Annotated in this window: 14 protein-coding genes; 2 read left to right on the forward strand and 12 right to left on the reverse strand. The window is 58.0% G+C overall.

The window, feature by feature from the left end:
- Nucleotides 1-61 precede the first annotated feature (61 nt).
- Nucleotides 62-1894 (forward strand): dihydroxy-acid dehydratase, encoded by a 1833-nt coding sequence (gene ilvD / locus ACXAET_RS12340; RefSeq protein WP_475185299.1) that lies wholly within the window; start codon nt 62-64, stop codon nt 1892-1894.
- A 203-nt stretch (nt 1895-2097) separates the two neighbouring features.
- Here ilvD and ACXAET_RS12345 read toward each other — a convergent pair whose 3' ends face one another.
- A complete protein-coding gene (locus ACXAET_RS12345; RefSeq protein WP_475185301.1) occupies nt 2098-2916 on the reverse strand; it encodes a sulfotransferase family protein in 819 nt (272 codons plus the stop codon).
- 141 nt (nt 2917-3057) lie between these two features.
- On the opposite strand from ACXAET_RS12345, the gene ACXAET_RS12350 reads away from it, so the two are divergent.
- Nucleotides 3058-4635 carry a DUF5928 domain-containing protein gene (locus ACXAET_RS12350; RefSeq protein WP_475185302.1) on the forward strand — a complete coding sequence of 526 codons (1578 nt, stop codon included), beginning with the start codon at nt 3058-3060 and terminating at the stop codon, nt 4633-4635.
- A 35-nt stretch (nt 4636-4670) separates the two neighbouring features.
- Here the strand turns inward: ACXAET_RS12350 and amaB are convergent, their stop codons facing one another.
- The 11 genes from amaB to ACXAET_RS12405 all read right to left on the reverse strand — a co-directional run bounded on the left by amaB (nt 4671) and on the right by ACXAET_RS12405 (nt 19547).
- Nucleotides 4671-6182, reverse strand: coding sequence for an L-piperidine-6-carboxylate dehydrogenase (gene amaB, locus ACXAET_RS12355; RefSeq protein WP_475185305.1), 1512 nt, complete (start codon nt 6180-6182; stop codon nt 4671-4673).
- Nucleotides 6183-6185: 3 nt separating this feature from the next.
- Complete coding sequence (locus ACXAET_RS12360; protein ID WP_475185307.1) at nt 6186-7292, reverse strand: saccharopine dehydrogenase family protein; 1107 nt, start codon at nt 7290-7292, stop codon at nt 6186-6188.
- A 310-nt stretch (nt 7293-7602) separates the two neighbouring features.
- The gene (locus ACXAET_RS12365) at nt 7603-9312 is read right to left on the reverse strand and encodes an ABC transporter ATP-binding protein (RefSeq protein WP_475185308.1); all 1710 of its coding nucleotides are present in this window, start codon (nt 9310-9312) and stop codon (nt 7603-7605) included.
- A gap of 4 nt (nt 9313-9316) precedes the next feature.
- Entirely contained in the window at nt 9317-10267 is a 951-nt protein-coding gene (locus tag ACXAET_RS12370; RefSeq protein ID WP_475185310.1) for an ABC transporter permease, read from the reverse strand.
- The gene (locus tag ACXAET_RS12375) at nt 10264-11241 is read right to left on the reverse strand and encodes an ABC transporter permease (RefSeq protein ID WP_475185314.1); all 978 of its coding nucleotides are present in this window, start codon (nt 11239-11241) and stop codon (nt 10264-10266) included. The genes ACXAET_RS12370 and ACXAET_RS12375 overlap by 4 nt, the downstream gene beginning before the upstream one ends.
- A gap of 89 nt (nt 11242-11330) precedes the next feature.
- Entirely contained in the window at nt 11331-12896 is a 1566-nt protein-coding gene (locus ACXAET_RS12380; protein WP_475185316.1) for an ABC transporter substrate-binding protein, read from the reverse strand.
- 104 nt (nt 12897-13000) lie between these two features.
- A complete protein-coding gene (locus ACXAET_RS12385) occupies nt 13001-14578 on the reverse strand; it encodes an ABC transporter substrate-binding protein (protein ID WP_475185318.1) in 1578 nt (525 codons plus the stop codon).
- Between the two features lie 148 nt (nt 14579-14726).
- Nucleotides 14727-16010: an amidohydrolase family protein gene (locus tag ACXAET_RS12390; RefSeq protein ID WP_475185321.1), complete on the reverse strand. Its 1284-nt coding sequence runs from the start codon at nt 16008-16010 to the stop codon at nt 14727-14729.
- Between the two features lie 8 nt (nt 16011-16018).
- Nucleotides 16019-16960, reverse strand: a complete 942-nt coding sequence (locus tag ACXAET_RS12395) for an ABC transporter permease (RefSeq protein ID WP_475187208.1) — start codon at nt 16958-16960, stop codon at nt 16019-16021.
- Nucleotides 16960-18033, reverse strand: a complete 1074-nt coding sequence (locus ACXAET_RS12400) for an ABC transporter permease (RefSeq protein ID WP_475185323.1) — start codon at nt 18031-18033, stop codon at nt 16960-16962. Before ACXAET_RS12400 ends, ACXAET_RS12395 begins: the two co-directional genes overlap by 1 nt.
- On the reverse strand, nt 18030-19547 hold the full coding sequence (locus ACXAET_RS12405; protein ID WP_475185325.1) for an ABC transporter ATP-binding protein: 1518 nt from the start codon (nt 19545-19547) through the stop codon (nt 18030-18032). Before ACXAET_RS12405 ends, ACXAET_RS12400 begins: the two co-directional genes overlap by 4 nt.
- Nucleotides 19548-19551: the final 4 nt, after the last annotated feature.

Below are 19551 nucleotides of genomic sequence, written 5' to 3' on the forward strand. Positions count from 1 at the left end.
TACGTGCGCTATAACGCACACAGCCCGCATATCGCATTTAGGGCAAAAGGGAAACAGCATCATGCCAATGTACCGATCCAGAACCTCCACCCATGGCCGCAACATGGCCGGTGCTCGCGGCCTGTGGCGCGCCACCGGCATGACCGAAAGCGATTTCGGCAAGCCAATCATCGCCATCGTCAACTCATTTACCCAGTTTGTGCCGGGTCACGTACATCTGAAGGATCTGGGCCAGATGGTCGCGCGCGAAGTTGAGGCTGCAGGCGGTGTTGCCAAGGAATTCAACACCATCGCGGTAGATGACGGCATCGCCATGGGCCATGACGGCATGTTGTACTCGCTGCCGTCGCGCGAAGTGATCGCGGACTCGGTCGAATACATGGTCAACGCCCATTGCGCCGATGCGATGGTCTGTATCTCGAACTGCGACAAGATCACGCCCGGCATGCTGATGGCCGCGATGCGCCTAAATATCCCGGCCATTTTTGTTTCGGGCGGCCCGATGGAGGCCGGCAAGATCGACATCGAAGATCTGGAAGCCAAAAAGATCGACCTCGTCGATGCTATGGTTGCCGCCGCTGACGACAAGTTCACCGATGAGCAGGTTCAGCACATCGAAGAGAACGCCTGCCCGACCTGCGGGTCGTGCTCGGGGATGTTTACCGCGAACTCGATGAACTGCCTGGCTGAGGCGCTGGGTCTGGCGCTTCCGGGCAATGGCTCGACCCTGGCCACGCATTCTGACCGCAAAGAGCTGTTCCTTGAAGCTGGTCGCCGGATCGTTGAAATCACCAAACGTCACTATGAGCTGGACGAAAAGGGCTTCCTCCCGCGCGAGATCGCCACGTTCCATGCCTTCGAAAACGCGATGAGCCTGGATATTGCCATGGGCGGATCCACCAACACAGTTCTTCACCTGCTGGCCATTGCCAATGAAGGCGGCGTCGACTTCGCCATGAGCGACATGGACCGTCTGAGCCGTAAGGTGCCCTGCCTGTGCAAGGTCGCGCCCAACACCGAGAATGTACATATGGAGGACGTCCACCGCGCCGGTGGCATCTTCTCGATCCTCGGTGAACTCGGCCGGGCCGGGTTGCTGCACGAGGATTGCAGCACGGTTCATTCCGGCACCATGGGCGAGGCGATTGCCAACTGGGACATCAAGGTTGCCAACAACCCCAAGGCACAGGACCTGTTCAAGGCGGCCCCGGGCGGTGTGCGTACCACTCAGGCTTTCAGCCAGTCGAACCGATACAAAGAGCTGGACACCGATCGCGAAAACGGTGTCATCCGGACCAAGGAACACGCCTTCAGTCAGGATGGCGGTCTGGCCGTTCTGTTCGGCAACATCGCGCGTGACGGATGTATCGTAAAAACCGCGGGCGTGGATGAAAGCAGCCTGACATTCACCGGTTCAGCTTATGTCTGCGAAAGCCAGGATCAGGCAGTCAACGACATTCTGACCGGCAAGGTCAAAGAGGGCGACGTCGTGGTGATCCGCTATGAAGGCCCGCGCGGCGGTCCGGGAATGCAAGAGATGCTGTACCCGACATCGTACCTGAAATCCAAAGGGCTGGGCAAAGCCTGCGCATTGCTGACCGACGGTCGGTTCTCGGGCGGCACGTCGGGCTTGTCGATCGGCCACGTCTCACCCGAAGCCGCCGAAGGCGGTGAGATCGGGCTGGTGCAGAACGGGGATACGATTGAGATCGATATCCCCAACCGGACTATCCATCTGGCTGTGTCCGACGAAGAACTGGCCGAACGCCGCAAGGCACAGGACGCAAAAGGATGGGAGCCTGCCCAGCCACGCAAACGCAAGGTGTCTACGGCACTGAAAGCCTATGCGAAGCTAACCACCAGCGCGGCGAAAGGTGCCGTGCGTCAGGTCTGATCTCAACCGGTCCGCGCCACGTGGACCGGACGATCATCCAAATCGCAAAGGCTCCCGCGTCTGACCGGCACAATCGGCTTCGCCGATGCTTCCATCAGTCTTGGGGGGCGCCGCGCTGCGCGCGGCGGCCCAACCAAAGAAGATGTCTCGCCAGAGACATTGACGATGGGCGGGAGCGCCCCCGCCTGTTGGGGCAGACTAGATCAATCGCCCAGTTTCGCGTGGATCTCGTCCAAGTCAATCTCACCCACGGGCATTTTGTTTGCCGGGTTTTCGAAGTCGTATCTGAACAGCTCGAAATCCTGTTTGTAGATTTCATAGACCAGGTGCATCGACAGATCGTCGAAATAATCCTCGACCGGATGCGCACGTTTGGGGCCATGCCCTTCGGATTCATTGAATCGCGGGATTTCGGACAGGGTCACGGGATGTGGGGTTTCCAGCGCATCAAGCACGCCCTGCATCCCATCGTTGAACTTTTCAGTCCAGAAAATTCGATCGTATCGCCCGCCGTTCACAATGAAAGTGGAAACGTGACCCGACATGGCCGACCAGTGGATGTCGGGATCCATTGGCCGACGCCAGCGGATCGTATCCCGCGCAAACAGCAGGAACCGGCGAAAGCTGGCGATCTGATCAAATTCACCCTTGCCGTCATCACCCCCGACCTCGATCCCGTAATTATAGATCAATGTCGGCACCAAATTGCCACGATACCGGCTGCCATTCCGCTGAATGCCGCAAATCTTATCGAAGAATGAGCTGAGTATCCGCGTGTAAGGATTGCGCACACAAGTAAACGAGTACGACGTATGCTCGCGCACTGTCCTCGAAATCCGGTCCTGACTGTCAGCAAAGGCCCATTTATGCAGCCCCTGCGAGGCGTCGTGAATATCCCCGTCGAAAAAGCGGCCATGATCCGAGTAGTACATGATCTGACCAATGGTCGAGCAGGCACATTTCGGCACGACCCTATAGATCATGCTTTCACTTTCGGTCATCCAAACACCGGGAAAACCCATCTGCTGTGCCTCCTCAACGTGTAGGAACTCGCAACACACTCTTGCTTTGAGAGCCAAAGAACCAAAATTAATCTGTTTATTCAATCGCTCATCCTCAGTATCAGGGTGTAAACAGGCAGAAACGGACCTCGCAGACACAAGATGGCAAGGATTGCCTATATTCTATTGTGCCATAAAGACCCTGACGCGATTGTTGCGCAGGCCGAGCAGCTGACAGCCGCAGGCGATTGCATGGCGATACACTTCGATGCACGGGCCAGTTCGCAGGCCTATGACCGCATTTTTAGTGCACTCAAGGACAACCCGAATGTGGTTTTTGCTGCCAAGCGTGTAAAATGCGGCTGGGGCGAGTGGTCCCTTGTACAAGCAACCCTGAATGCTTTGCAGGTTGCGGTAGAAGCGTTCCCGAAAGTCACGCATTTCTACATGCTGTCCGGTGACTGCATGGCAATCAAAACCGCCGAATATGCGCATTGGTTTCTTGACGAAACCGACAAAGATTTCATCGAAAGTCACGATTTCTTTGCCAGCAACTGGATCAAAACCGGCATGAAAGAGGACCGGCTGATTTATCGCCACTTTTTCAATGAACGCACCCAGAGCCAGCTTTTTTACGCCTCATATGGCCTTCAGAAACGCTTTGGCCTGACGCGCGACATTCCGGCGGATCTTCAGGTCATGATCGGCAGCCAGTGGTGGTGTCTGCGCCGCCGCACGATTGAGATGATCCTCGATTTCCTGCAGAAGCGCCCGGATGTGATCCGGTTTTTCTCAACCACTTGGATACCGGACGAGACTTTTTTCCAATCCCTTGTCCGCCACCTGATCCCAAAGGAAGAGATCGAGAACCGCACCCCGACCTTTCTGATGTTCTCAGATTATGGAATGCCGGTAACCTTCTACAACGACCACTATGACATGCTGTTGGGGCAAAACTACCTGTTCGCCCGGAAGATAAGCCCCGAAGCGCATGAGTTGAAGGACCGGTTGGGCGCGCTTTACGCCAGCGAAGGGGTCGAATTCAAAATCTCGGATGAGGGGCGAAACCTCTACAGCTTTCTGACCGGACGCGGCCGCGTTGGCCGCCGTTTCGGACAACGATTCTGGGAGGCTGGCAATACGTTGGGGTCTGAGCGTCAGATACTGCTGATCGCCTGCAAGAAATGGCACGTGGCCAAGCGTCTTGTTCATCAAATCAGGTCCGAGACAAATATCCCCTGCATCGAATATATTTTCAACGAAGAGGGCGCGCCGCTGCCCGATCTGGGTGGTATTGAGGCGACGCTGGAGAAACGCTCGCGCCACCGCCGGGCGGTCCTGCGTATGTTGTTCGACCATTTTGGTGCCAGCAAGCTGGTGCTCTGCGTCGATCCCGCCAATCTCGATATCATTCAGGATTTCTGTGCGGACCAGGCCGAAACGCACGTGCTTGAGATCGAGTGCGAATATTCCGACGACTACCTGATCGGACATGCCCGCCGCGTTGGTCTGGCCGGTGAAAACAGCCCGACGGAAACTGTAGCCCGCCTTGTGCCCGCTTTGCGCAACGCCTTGGCCCACGAATCCGAGTTGATCCGGAGGGCAGGTTTCAGTGGATACTCACGTATGAGAGAAACCAACACACAAGCCGAGAACGGGGAGGCGATAGCCGAGTTTCTTGGTGTGTCGAATGAACAGGCAAATTCCGTCCTGCGGCTGGACTACTTGTTCGCGGATTGATCCGGCGGCACTTATCGACGCCGCCGGACCGTTGATCAGATATCGAACTTCACGCCCTGCGCCAGCGGCAGTTCAGCGGAATAGTTCACCGTGTTTGTTTGACGTCGCATATACGCCTTCCATGCATCAGACCCGCTTTCGCGCCCGCCGCCAGTTTCTTTTTCGCCGCCGAACGCGCCACCGATCTCGGCCCCTGATGGTCCGATATTGACGTTGGCGATACCGCAATCTGACCCGGCGGCGGTCAGGAACTGTTCGGCCTCACGCATGTTCAGGGTAAACACGCATGAGGACAGCCCCTGCGGTACGTCATTTTGCATCTCGATCGCGTCGCCGAAATCGTCATATCCCATGACATAAAGGATCGGGGCAAAGGTTTCGGTTTTCACCACCGAGGTCTGGTTTGGCATCTCGACGATTGCAGGCTCCATGTAAACGCCGTCTGGAACACCTTTGGTCACGCGATTGCCGCCAAATACTTGCCCGCCCTCGGCCTCTGCAGCTTTCAGTGCTGCGGTCATCGCTTCACCCGCGGCTTCGTCCACTAGGGGACCGACCAGCGTGCCTTGGTCCAGCGGGTTGCCGATGGGCAGACCGGCATAGGCTTTTTTCAAGCGGCTCAGCAGCTCTTCTCGGATCGCGTTATGGACGATCAGGCGGCGCAGGGAAGTGCACCGCTGACCAGCCGTCCCAACGGCCGAGAACACAATCGCCCGCACCGCCATTTCCAAATCGGCTGACGGGCCAACGATCATGGCGTTGTTTCCACCCAATTCCAGAATGCACTTACCGAACCGCTGCGCCACGACCGGTGCAACAGCGCGGCCCATGCGGGTGGATCCGGTGGCGGAGATCACGGGCACGTCTTCGCTCGCCACGAGCGCCTCGCCCAGCGCGGCACCACCAATCACCGTTAGCAGCAAATGGTCGGGCGCATCGCCGAACCGTGCCAGCGCGCGTTCGAATATCTTCTGACAGGCCATGGCTGTGAGCGGGGTCTTTTCGGACGGTTTCCAGATCACCGTGTCACCACAGACCAGCGCAATCGCCGCATTCCATGACCAGACCGCGACCGGGAAGTTGAAGGCCGAGATCACGCCGACCGGACCCGCCGGGTGCCATGTCTCCATCATCCGATGACCCGGACGTTCGGACGCAATGGTCAGACCATACAACTGACGCGACAGACCAACGGCAAAGTCGCAGATGTCGATCATCTCCTGCACTTCGCCCAAACCTTCCGAAGTGATCTTGCCCGCCTCCCAACTGACCAAGGCACCAAGGTCATCTTTGGCAGCGCGCAATTCTTCACCCAGAAGGCGGATCAATTCCCCGCGGCGGGGCGCCGGAACCGTGCGCCATGCCTTGAAGGCCGCCTTGGACCGGGCAAAAACAGCGTCCATCTCGGGTTCGGGCGTTTGATGCACCTCAGCCAGAACACTGCCGTCGATGGGTGAGGTCACTTTGAGCGTACCGCCTGTCAGCTCGGCCTTGGACAGGTCCAGGTTTGCAAGTGTGGTTTGCGCAGTCATCACAATGTCTTTCATATCTCAGGCCGCCTTGTTCTGATTGGTTTCGTCGCCGGCGCGATAGAGCCGACCAAATTCGGTGTTAAGGAAATCGGACAGGCTCACTTGTTCCTGCCGAACAAACCCTTTGGTGGGCACAGCCCCGGTCCGCATCAGGTCAACCACGCCCAGAACGCCAGCGGCGGTGGTGATCTGAATGGCGCTCCAGACCTGCCCGTTAAGGGTACGCGCAAAGGATTTGTTGATCAGGGACTTCTCGCGCAGCGCCCCGTCAATCATGCCCTTTGCGGTACAATAGACCAGAACCACATCCTGATCCGTACGCGGCAGGGCGGTTTCAAAGATGTCCTTCAGCAAATCGCGGCGGCGCTCCAGCCCCAGATCCTTGAGCAGCAGCTTCAGGATATCGCAATGCCCGGGATAACGGATCGAGCGATAGGACACTGCCCGCGCCCTGCCCTCCAACGTTTCGGGCAGCGTGCCCAAACCACCGGATGTGTTAAAGCATTCATACTCTACCCCGTCGTGGCCCAGCACCTCATAGTCTTCCAGCGGCGCGGTCTTTACGCGTTCGCCATTCACGATGGCGTCGCAGGGGTTGCAGTATTCGTTGATTAACCCATCCGTGGACCACGTCAGATTGTATTTCAACGCATTGGTCGGATACAGCGGCAGGGCACCCACCCGCATGTGCAGGCTGTCAAGCTCATCAAACTCATCCGCCAGGGCGGCCCCTGCAATTCCGACAAAGCCCGGCGCAAGGCCACACTGCGGCATAAACGCTGTTTCGCTGTTTTCGGCCAAGGTGCGCACGGCATTGGTGGCAGCTACATCTTCGGTCAGGTCGAAGTAATGCGCGCCTGCGGTCTTTGACGCCTTTGCAATTGTCGGCGTCAAAAAGAACGGAGCAGCCGAGATTACCGCATTGTACCCCGCCAATCCTTGGGACAATTGCACCTCATCCCCCACATCAATCTGCCGGGTTGCAATCCCTTGTTTGTTGAGAACCGCCAGCGCAGCCAAATCCCGATCGGCAACCGTGACCGAGTAATTGGATGATGATTGCAGCAGGCTGGCGATCATCTGACCGATTTTACCTGCCCCTATGACACAAATGCTCCAGCTCAAAACGCGCCTCCTTTTTTGGTTTCTCAAAAGTATGAGGCTTGGGCTGTTCGAACCGCAGGGGCATTCTTGACGAAAGCGTCGAAAGTTACGTCATTATGACGATAGATTTGGCGAAATGTCGCGGCTGGATGAAAATGGGCATGCGCAAGGCAAACCTCTGGCATTCCGAGGCAAAAGCGACAATCCAAGCGAGGTTTGTTCCCCGAACATCCGCTTTTGGAGCCCTAAAGCGTGTAGCAGAGCCCGCATGATGGCAGGCTGCGCCCAAGCCACGAACAAGGCTAGCGCGCTGCATACATGGACCAGTGGCTTAACCCTCGGCGCTGAGTCCTTCGGTCGACAGGTCGTCCAATCGCGGCATCAAACGAAGCAACTCACTGGCATAGTCAGTCTGCGGGTTAGCGAAGAGGCTGTTGGTCTCTTGCAATTCCACTACCTTGCCCTGTTTCATCACTGCGACCCGGTCGCACATCTGGCGCACCACAGGCAGATCGTGACTGATGAACAGAAGGGTCAGGCCCAGATGTTCTTGCAAATCCTTCAGGATGTTCAGGATCTGCGCCTGAATCGATACGTCGAGGGCGCTGGTCGGCTCATCACAGATCAGGAAACGCGGTTGCGTGGCCAGCGCGCGCGCAATGGAAATTCGCTGACGTTGACCGCCCGAAAACTCATGCGGGTATTTCAGCCCCGCCTCATGTCCCAACCCTACCTGATCCAGCAGCTCATCAACGCGGCGCTTGATGTCGGCCCCGTCCATCAGACGGTGGTGGCGGATGGGTTCGGCCACAATATCATCCACCCGCATACGCGGATTGAGCGAGGAATACGGATCCTGGAATATCATCTGGATGTTCTTGCGATATGCATCCAGGGCCGCCCGGTTTTTCAGGTCGCTCACCACCTGCCCTTCGAACGTGATGGTTCCGCCATCCACCGGATATAGCCCCGCGATCATCCGGGCGACCGTAGATTTGCCCGAGCCGGACTCGCCTACGACACCAAAAACTTCACCCGCACGGATGTCAAAACTAACCTGGTCCACCGCCGTGAAATAGGTGCGATCCCAAGGCAGCAGACCCTTGCGTTGCAGGAACTTCTTGGTCAGGTCGCGAATCTCGAACACCGGCTTGGAGGTGTCGTTGTCCACCTTCGGCCAGTGTCGGGCCATATCCTCAATCGCGAAGCGTGTCTCACGCCCGCCATAGCTGATTTGCGGAAAGCGATGCAGCTTAAGCGTAGGGCGGGGTACAGCAGCAATGAGCGACTTTGTATATTCGTGGCTGGGACGCCCCATGACCTGAGACGTCGGGCCAGTCTCAACGACCTTGCCCGCGTACATGACGGTCACTTTGTCGGTGGTGTCCGCGATTACACCCATGTCATGCGTAATCAGGATCACGCCGACCTGACGTTCCGTCGCCAGCTCCTTGATCAGATCCAGAATCTGCGCCTGAACTGAAACATCCAGCGCCGTCGTCGGTTCATCCGCAATAATCACATCCGGCTCGGTACACAGCGCCAGCGCAATCACCACGCGCTGCCGCATCCCGCCTGAGAATTGGTGCGGGTACTGATCCAGTCGCGTATCGGGGTCAGGGATACCCACCCGGTCGATCAGGTCACGGGCGCGCTTGTTCGCCTCGGCGTCCGAGCCGCCCAGATGGGCCTGTATCGTCTCCACCAGCTGCTCACGCACAGTGAACAGCGGGTTCAGCGATGTCAGCGGGTCCTGGAAGATCATTGAGATTTTCTTGCCGCGCAGCCCGCGCATCGCCTCCGCGTCCAGACCGCTGATCTGTTCACCGCTCAGCTTGATCGTGCCGCTGGCGATACGGCCGGGCCGATCCAGCAAGCCCATGATCGCGGCACCGATGGTGGATTTACCAGCACCGGATTCGCCCACCAGACCGTGGATTTCACCGGGTTCGACCGACAGATCCACGTGGTCCACCGCAGTAAACAACTGGCGGCGGGTCGGGAATTCGACCGTCAGGTCATTGATCGTCAGAAGGCTCATGAAATCACCGCAGCTTGGGGTTCAGCGCGTCGCGCAGCCAGTCGCCCAGCAGGTTCACTGACAATGCAAGCGCCAGAAGGGTGCAGGCCGGGAAGAACAGGATCCACCACTCACCCGAGAACAGGAAGCCTTGCCCGATACGGATCAAGGTTCCCAGCGATGGCTGGGTCGGCGGGGCACCTACGCCAAGGAAGCTGAGCGTTGCCTCGGCAATAATCGCCAGCGCCAGTGAGATCGTCGCGATTACCAGAACCGGGCTAAGCACGTTGGGCAGGATATGGCGGAACATGATCGGAATCGACCCACGCCCGATCAAACGGGCAGCTTGCACATATTCCTTGTTTTTCTCAACCAGCGCAGCACCCCGAACCACGCGCGCGAATTGCACCCAGTCGGACAGCGCGATGGCGATGATCAGCACATAGATTGCCATTTCATTCCGGTATTCAGGCGGGGTCACGCCCTTGGCGATACCAAAGATCAGCATGGCCACCAGAATGGCCGGGAACGTCAGTTGTACATCGGCGATGCGCATGATGATGGTTTCGGTCCAGCCGCCAAAATACGCAGCCATCAGCCCCAGGATGACGCCGATGATCATCGCCAGAAGAACAGCCGAAACACCGACGAACAGCGAAATGCGCATGCCATAAAGGATGGTCGAGAATACATCCCGCCCCTGATCGTCGGTACCCATCAGGAATGTCTCTTGAGTGAATGCGTTTGGCGTCCTTGGCGGGGTAAATCCGTTCATCAGGTTTAGAGTTGCCGGATCAAACGGGTTATAGGGTGCAATCAGCGGTGCGAAAATCGCTGCCAACGCCAGTACAATCACCACAAGCGACGCAATGATCGCCACAGGCGAATGCCGGAACGACCACGCGAAATCGCTGTCCCAGAATTTAGCGAAACGCGATTTGGGCGCAGATGTCGGGGTTTCGATGGTATCGGTCATGTGGCCCTCGCGTCGACACGCAAGCGCGGGTCAATGGCATAGTAGAGAAGATCGACAATCAGGTTGATCGTGACGAACATGACCGAGATCAGCATCAGATAAGCGGCCATGACGGGGATATCGACAAACTGAATCGCGTTGATGAACAACAGCCCGACACCGGGCCACTGAAACACCGTCTCGGTAATGATGGCAAAGGCGATGATCGAGCCCAGTTGCAAGCCCGTAATGGTGATCACCGGCACCAACGTATTCTTGAGCGCATGGCGAAAGTTAATCACCCGATCCGACAGCCCTCGGGCGCGGGCGAAGCGGACGTAATCGGCGCGCATCACCTCAAGCATTTCCGACCGCACCAGCCGCATGATTAATGTCATTTGATACAGACCCAGCGTGATCGCGGGCAGGATCAGTGCCTTGAGCCCCGAGGTCGTCAGAAACCCCGTGGACCAGTTGCCAATCATAACGGTCTCGCCCCTCCCGAAGCTGGGGAGGAGGTCAAGCTCAACCGAGAATATGTAGATCAGCAAGATGCCGATCAGGAAGGTGGGCAAGGATACTCCGATCAGGGACACCGTCATGATGACATTCGCCGCCACCCCTTGTCGTCGGATCGCCGTAAAGACCCCCAGAGCGATACCCAGTGTGATCGCGAGGACACCGGAAACAAAAGCCAGTTCCAACGTCGCGGGTGCACGTTCGGCTATGATGGTGGAAACCGGTCGGCCCTGCCGATACGACACACCGAAATTGCCCTGTACCGCGCCTTGCAGGAACTTGAAATACTGCACCGGGAATGGTTGATCCAACCCAAGCTCAGTACGCAGGCGGTCGATGTCGGCCTGTGTTCTTTCCTGCCCCAGCATGTTGTCGATCGGATCGCCGACAAAGCGGAACATCGAAAATGCAACCAGACCCACGACCAGCAAAACGATCACGGATTGGAACATCCTTCGGACAATATATGCGAACATTCACTTTTCCCCGTTGATCTGTCTCTCTAGGCCAGTCCTGACCAAATGGTCAAGTTATCGCCACCATCCAGACGTCACGTTCCCGCCAACTAGTTTACCGTCACCCAACGCAGCAGGAAGAAATTGTCCGGGCGTTGTGTCAGATCGATATTACTGCGCGTCCCCCACAGCAACGGTTGGACATAAAGCGGCACGTAAACCTGTTCATCCTGAATGATCTGCGCGACCTCATCCAACATGGCCTGCCGTTTTTCGGCGTCCAACTCTGATTGGATCAACGGCAGAACTTCATCGATCCGTTCATTCGAGAAACCGCCAAAGTTCCAGCTGCCCAGCTTTTTCTCTTCGTTGGGTGTTGCGACCAGGAACCTCACCGGATGTTCCGCATCAAAGGTCCCCGGGCTCCAGCCCAGCAGGTACATGTCGTAATTGTCCTCGCGCAGTTCGGGCCAGTAGTTGCGGACAGGCATGGCGTCCAGCTCTGCCGTAATCCCGATCTGTGCCAGCATGCTGACGACAGCCTGGCAGACCGCTTCATCATTCAGGTAGCGGTCATTGGGACATTTCAGACCGAAAGAGAACCCATCGCCATAGCCTGCTTCGGCCAGCAGAGACTTGGCGACGTCGATATTAAAGGCCGGGCGTGCGGCATTGGCCTGCGAATACCCGCTCATCGCCGGACTGACGAGTTGCGAGGCTGCTTCGGCATTCCCGCGCATAATGGTAGCAAGGATTGCATCGACATTCACGGCATGTGCCACGGCCTTTCGTACGCGCGGATCGCGGAATGGGTTCGGTTTGCCCTCATCCTCGGTGTATTTCAGCGTCTCGGCCTGATGATCGAATCCCAGCATAATGACGCGCGCCTCAATGCCCTGAATGACATCAACACCGTCGCTGCCCTGCAAGCGTGCCACGTCCTGAATTGGCACCGGGTTGATCATATCCACGTCACCTGACAGGAGGGCCGCGACGGCGGTGGCAGGGTTCTGGATCGGCGTAAACTCGGCGCGGGTGATGTTGTGTTCGGCTTCACCCCACCATCCTTCAAACGGCTCAAGAACAGTGCGCAGCCCCGGTTCGCGCGCGGTAACTTTGAACGCGCCGGTGCCATTGGCATTCAGCGTCGCATAGTTTCCCGTTTCCTTGTCGGGCACTGTGGCGTCATTGGCCTCAGTCCAGCCTTGATCCATGATCATCCAGTTGGCGATAGACGACGGAAACAGCGGGTTCGGAGCGGTGGTCAGAAAATCGACGGTATAATCGTCAACGACCTTCACCTCACGGATCGGAGCGAACCAGCTACGGGTATCCGCCGCCTCGCCCGAGGCGCGCTCATAGCTGAACAGAACGTCCTGCGCATCAAATGTGCTGCCATCATGAAAGGTCACGCCCTCGCGCAGATTGAACCGCCAGCCTTCGCCGTCACCGATTGGTTCCCAGCTGACCGCAAGGGCTGGTTCCACCTGCATATCCTTATCGCGGCGCACAAGCCCTTCGTAGACGTTGTTGAGAAAGCCAAGAACCGGGGCAGAGTTAACCGCGTGCGGGTCCATCGTCTGCGGGTCGGTGGTTGAGGCCCATTTGAACTCGGCGGCCTGAGCGCTGGCGGCGATGAGCATCGCGAGACCAACGGCGCTGTTTCTGAGGATCATGGCGGAACTTCCCTATGTGCCCCAAACCGGGGCGTCTTCTTGAAGGGTAACACAAAAAGCAGGGCGCGATGATCACGCCCTGCCATATCACTTACTCTGAGTGATTAGTTCAGGGTGAAGTACTTGATCTTGGGCGAATCTTCCGGTTCGACCACAGTACCCACGTTTGACTTCATGCCCCAGTTCAGCACCTGGTGGTGGATCGGGATGTACAGCTGTTCGTCCTGAACAACCTGCCAGATCTCAGCGATCTGCTTGTCACGCTCAGGCAAGTTGGTTTCCGACGCCAGCGCAACGATCTTGGCATCCAGCTCCGGGTTGCTGTAGCGCGTACCGTTCCACGAGCCATATTTTTCACCTTTGGTGTGCGCCAGGAAGTTGAAGATGTATTCCGAGTCATAAGTCGGAACGCCCCAACCCAGCATGTAGAAGTCGGTTTCCAGGTTGTTGATCAGTGGGAAGTGCTGCGCTTTCGGTTTGGCATCCAGGTTCACGGTGATCCCGATCTGCGCCAGCATACCAACCGCCGCCTGACAGATCGCTTCATCGTTGATGTAGCGGTCGTTCGGGCAGTCAAGCTGAATGGAGAACCCGTCCGGATAACCAGCCTCAGCCATCAGGGCCTTGGCACCTTCAATATCGGTGGCCGAGCTGTCCATCGCCTCATTCCAGCCATTCACAAACGGCGGAGCGATCATGCCCGCCGGGGCAGACTGACCGCGCATCACGACCTGCTTGATCGCATCGCGGTTGATCGCCTGGGACATGGCCTGGCGCACGCGAACATCCGACAAGGGGTTCTTGCCTTCGACATTGTCGTTGGCAAGGTCCGCATCCCCCATGTTCATACCAAAGAAGATGACGCGGTTCTGCGGCGCGGTGCGGACGTCCAGACCATCAGCGCTGGCAACACGCTCAAGGTCTTGCACAGGCACGTCCTGAATGAAATCGACCTCACCCGACAGCAAGGCGGCAACGCGAGTGGCTGCGTTCTGAATCGGAGTGTAGATGATTTCTGTGACTTCCAGCGGGAACTCATCTTTGCCCCAGTAGTTGTCATAGGCGGCCAGAACGGTTTTCACATCGGGTTCGCGGCTGACCAGCATGTAAGGTCCGGTGCCGTTGGCATTCTTGGCCGCGAACGTGTCTTCACCGCCCTCGTAATCCTGAACCTTGACGGCGTTATTCGCCTCGGCCCAACCTTTGTCCATCATGAACATGTTGGTCAGGTTGTTGGGCATGATCGGGTTCGGACCGTCCGTCTCGATCTCGATCGTGTATTTATCGGTCGCGCGCACCTCTTTCACAGAAGCCAGCAATTCCTTGTAGTCGGAATCCGGTGTTCTTGCACGATCCAGTGAAAAGACAACATCTTCGCTGTCAAACTCGGCACCGTCGTGGAAGGTTACACCTTCGCGCAGTTTAAACACCCAGATATTGGGATTGTCTTCCGAGGGTGCCCATTCGGTGGCCAAAGACGGAACCAGCGCGCCGGAATGGTCACGCATCACCAGCGTTTCCATGATTTGGTGCGCCAGCGCCGAGGTTGGGCCTTCGTTTTGCGCATGCGGGTCCAGCGTCAGCGAGTCACCCGCCCGTGCCCAGCGCAAAGTTTCAGCAGACGCACTCGCCGCCATCAACGCAGTGGCGCTGGCGGCAATCATCAGGTTTCTTAGGATCATTATAGTCTCCCCGGTTTTTTGTTAGCGCCGTCATTGCGACGGCCGGTCGCTTTCTGCGGCCGTGGTACACCCGATCATCCAGATCATTTCGGCAGTTGCAACACTAGATTGTGTTTGAAAATGAAGACGCGGGGGAAACGACCCCGAATCAACTGAATGGCACCCGTGCCTCGTCCAAGGTTTTTGTCCCATTAGGCAGGCTCAGCTCGCATGTGACCGGGTTTGACCGCGCGATGATGCGCCCCTTGCGCACGACGGCCAGACGATGCGCGCGCAGCCGGATCGCCTCAATCCTGTCGCTGGCTTGCAGCAGAACGAAGTTCGCCGCGCATCCCTTGGCGACGCCATACCCCTCTAACCCCATGATCCGGGACGAGTTTTCCGTCACGGCGTCAAAGCACCAGGCCATGTCCGCCCGGCTTGACAACTGTCCCACGTGCAACCCCATGAAAGCGACATCCAGCATGTCAGCCTTCCCCAATGAGTACCACGGGTCCATGACGCAATCCGAACCAAAACCAACGGTGATCCCGGCATCGCGCAACTCGCGAACGCGGGTCTGACCCCGGCGTTTGGGGTAGGCGTCATGCCGACCTTGTAACATAATGTTGATCAGGGGGTTCGGGATTGCATGCACCCCGGCCTCAACCATCAGCGGGATCAGCTTTGAGACATAATAGTTATCCATTGAATGCATGGACGTCAGATGCGATCCCGCAACCCTGCCGTTCAGACCCAAACGTTGGGTTTCATAGGCCAAAGTCTCGATATGGCGGCTCAGCGGATCGTCACTTTCATCGCAGTGCATGTCGACCATCAACCCACGGTCAGCTGCCATTTCACACAGCAGGCGCACGGACTCGGCCCCGTCAGCCATTGTACGCTCAAAATGAGGAATACCGCCCACCACGTCTACACCCATATCCAAGGCGCGTATCGTGTTCTGCATCGCAGTTGGGTCGCGCAGCACCCCGTCTTGCGGGAAAGCGACCAGCTGCAGGTCCAGATAATCCTTCACCTGTTCCCTGACCTCAAGCAAGGCTTGCACACCCTTAAGTTCGTCATCGCAGGTGTCCACGTGACTGCGGATTGCGCCAATACCCTTGGCCACAGCCAGCTCGCAATAGCGCAAGGCGCGGGTGATGATATCGTCAACGCTCTGGATCGGCTTCAACTCACCCCAGAGCGCGATCCCCTCCAACAGGGTGCCTGACACGTTCATGCGCGGCGTGCCCAGCGACAAGGTCGCATCCATGTGGAAATGCGGGTCTACGAAGGGCGGCGAGACCAGTTGCCCCCCGGCATCCAAGGCTTCTTGCGCCTCGGCGTTGATCGAGGGCTCAACCGCAGCGATCTTGCCATCCAGGCAGGCAATATCCACCCCGGTCTGTCCATCAGGAAGGGTGGCGTTTTTTACGATCAGGTCGAACATGCAGGCTCCTATCTTTGGCCTTTGAACCAGGGGGTAAGCAATGCGCTCGGATAATCCGCCGACCGCGCGGCAACGACAAGCGCGATAATCGACAGGATATAGGGGGCCATCAGGAATACCTGGCCGGGCACCAACGCGCCGATCTCGGTCTGCAGGCGCACCTGCAAGGCATCGAATGCGCCAAACAACAGCGCACCCAGCAGCGCCTTGCCCGGTCTCCAACTGGCAAAAATCACCAGCGCGATGCAAACCCAGCCGCGCCCGTTGACCATGCCAAAGAAGAACGCGTCAAACGCGCTCATCGTCAGGAACGCGCCGCCCAGCGCCATAAGAGCCGATCCGACAACAATGGCGCCAATCCGTAGCCCGTAAACCGATAAACCCTGCGCGTCGACACTGTCGGGGTTGTCCCCGACCGCCTGAACGGCCACGCCCAGCGCGGTGCGATTCATCACGTACCAGACCACAGCCACCAGCAAGAGGGCCAGCCATGTCAACGCGGTTTGCTGAAACAAAACAGAGCCTAAAAAAGGCAATTCGGACAGCACCGGCAGATCCAGCGGTTGAAACGGTTCAATCCTTGGTGGCGAGGAAACATTCGGCAGCGCAGTACGGTAGGTATAGTAACTAACCGATGTGGCAAACAGCGTGATCCCCAGGCCCGAGACGTGCTGGGACAGCCCAAGTGGTACCGTCAGAATGGCATGCAGCAGGCCGAAAAAAGCCCCAGCCAGCGCCGCGACCAAAACGCCACCCCACAGCCCGGCGCCCAGCCAAACCGCCATCCAGCCACACATCGCGCCGACGACAAAGATACCCTCAATCCCAAGGTTCAGCACGCCCGCCCGCTCGCAGATCAGCGCGCCCAAGACACCGAAAATCAGCGGCGTTGCGATGCGCAGTGACGCGGCCCAAAAGCTTTCGGACAGAAGGATGTTGAGAATATCCATCATGACGCCGCCCTCGTGGTGCTGGCCCGCACAACCCGGTATCGAGCGAAGAAACCGCCGACGAGCACGCAGAGCAACGAAACTGATACGACCAGATCAGCCAGAAAAGACGAAACGCCCATGGCGCGGCTCATGCTGTCTGCACCAACGAAAACGGATGCGATGAACAGCGCCGCGATCACCACGCCTGCAGGTGACAGACCCGCCAGCATCGCCACGACGATTCCCGTGTACCCAAAGCCAGGTGAAAGGTCCGATGTCAGGTATCCTTTGAGCCCGGCAACCTCACTGACACCGGCCAGACCGGCCACAGCGCCCGACAAGATGGCGACTCCAAACAGCGAGCGGTTCACATTGATCCCGGCGTGCCGCGCGGCGGCGGCGTTCTCGCCCACAGCCCGCAACCGAAAGCCCCAGACAGAGCGCGCCAGCATGAATTGAGCCAAACCAGCCAGTATCAGAGCCAATATCAACCCGGAATGAACCCGCATCCGCTCGATCAGCGGGGGCAGCATTCCCTGATCCAGAATCGGGGCAGATTGCGGCCAGCCCAGGCTCATCGGGTCTTGCAGCGGGCCTTCCAGCATCATCTGCACAAAGATCAGAATGATGAAATTCAACAACAGCGTCGTCACAACCTCATCCGCGCCGAAGCGCGTTTTCAGATAGGTCGGGGCAACCATCCCCGCCGCACCAGCCGCTGCACCCAGGACGACAATCAGAGGCAGAAGCAAGAGGCCGGGCACATCCAACACTCCTGATCCAATCGCCACGGCAGCCATCGCCCCCAGATAAAGCTGCCCCTCGGCACCGATATTCCAGAGTTTGGCGCGAAACGCCAAAGCGGCAGCCAAACCGGTAAAAATCAATGGCGTAGCGCGGGTCAGAACTTCGGAGAACGCAAAAACTGAGCCAAAAACACCCTTGTACATCTCGCCATACGCCTGCATCGGGTTCGCCCCGGCGGCCAGCAAAGGAATGGCCGCGAAGGCCAGCGCGATCACGGCTGACAGGATGGGGACACCCACTGCGAAAGCGCGCGATTGGGTCTGGCGTGGCTCAATACGGATCATGCCGGTTCTCCTGCCATCATCAGCCCGATCTGTTCCCGATCGCGACTGGGGGCCTCGTGCAATTCGCCGTCGCGGATAACCATGATCCGGTCGGCAAGGCCCAAGATTTCATCAAGGTCTTCCGAAATCAGCACGACACCCGCGCCGCGCGCGCGCGCCTCAAGAAGGCGACGCCCGACTTCGGCCGCAGCCCCCATATCGAGACCACGCGTTGGTTGGTTGGCAAGGATCAGGCTGGGGGAACGCTCAAAAACACGGGCTAGGATGAGTTTCTGGATATTGCCGCCAGACAACAGGCGTGCCGGCGCATCCACTCCCGGTCCGCGCACGTCATAGGCCTTGGCGAGGCGTTCCGCGTTGTCCTGTATCGCCTCGCGCCGCAAAAGACCGCGCGACTGCACATCGGGGTCATCCAGCCGCTCGATTATCATGTTCTCCGCAACACTCATCGCCCCGACGATGCCTTCACGATGACGGTCCTCGGGAATGCGACCGACGCCCGCGCGCACCATCGCGGTAGGGTTCGGAGCCCCAATGTTGGTTTCATTCACCTTGATTAGACCCTGTTCTGGCTCTGTGGTGCCTGAGATCACATTGGCCAGTCCGCTCTGACCATTTCCCGACACCCCGGCGATTCCCAGGATTTCATGCGCATGCACAGTCAGGTTTAGTCCATTGAGCGTATCGCGCTTTGAACGGCCTGTGACCGAGATACCCGACAACGTCAGAACCGGCGCGCCCGGCGCCATCCTGGTGCTTGCGAGTTCAGGCGTTTCAGCACCGACCATCAACCGCGCGATGGATTTCTCGTCTGCGTCCGAAGTCGCCATCTCACCCACCTTGCGGCCATGCCGCAGCACGGCGATCCGATCGGAGAAGGCCAGAACCTCACGCAGTTTGTGGCTGATGAAAATGACCGACAGCCCCTCGTTCGTCATAATTCGGATGTTTTCGAACAGGGCATCGGCCTCTTGCGGAGTCAGCACAGCCGTGGGTTCGTCCAACACCAGAATACGGGCTTGCCGGTACAGGGCTTTTAGAATCTCGATCCTTTGTCTTTCACCGACGGACAAGCGTCCAACAGGCAAATCTAACGGCGCATTCAAGCCGCTTTGCGCCATGATAGACTCGATTTTGCGCCGAGCGGCACGTCGATTGCGACGCACCGCAAACAAGGGTTCTGACCCCAAGGTGATATTGTCCAACGCAGAGATGTTTTCGGCCAGTGTGAAATGCTGGTGGACCATTCCCACGCCCGCGGCGAGTGCGACCTGCGGATGCCCCAGAGGCAGCTGGTGTAGGATACCCGCCTCGTCCGCGACCTCGATCGTGCCTGAATCGGGCAGGTAATGCCCGAACAGCATATTCATCAGCGTGGTCTTGCCCGCGCCGTTTTCACCCAACAACGCCAGAACTTCGCCCTTGTTCAGGGTCAGGCTGACATTGTCATTGGCGATGACCGGACCGAACCGCTTGCTCAGCCCGATAAGCTTTAGAACTGTGGAGTCTTTCATTGGG

It is taken from the genome of Ruegeria sp. AWH4_226, from assembly GCF_056159225.1.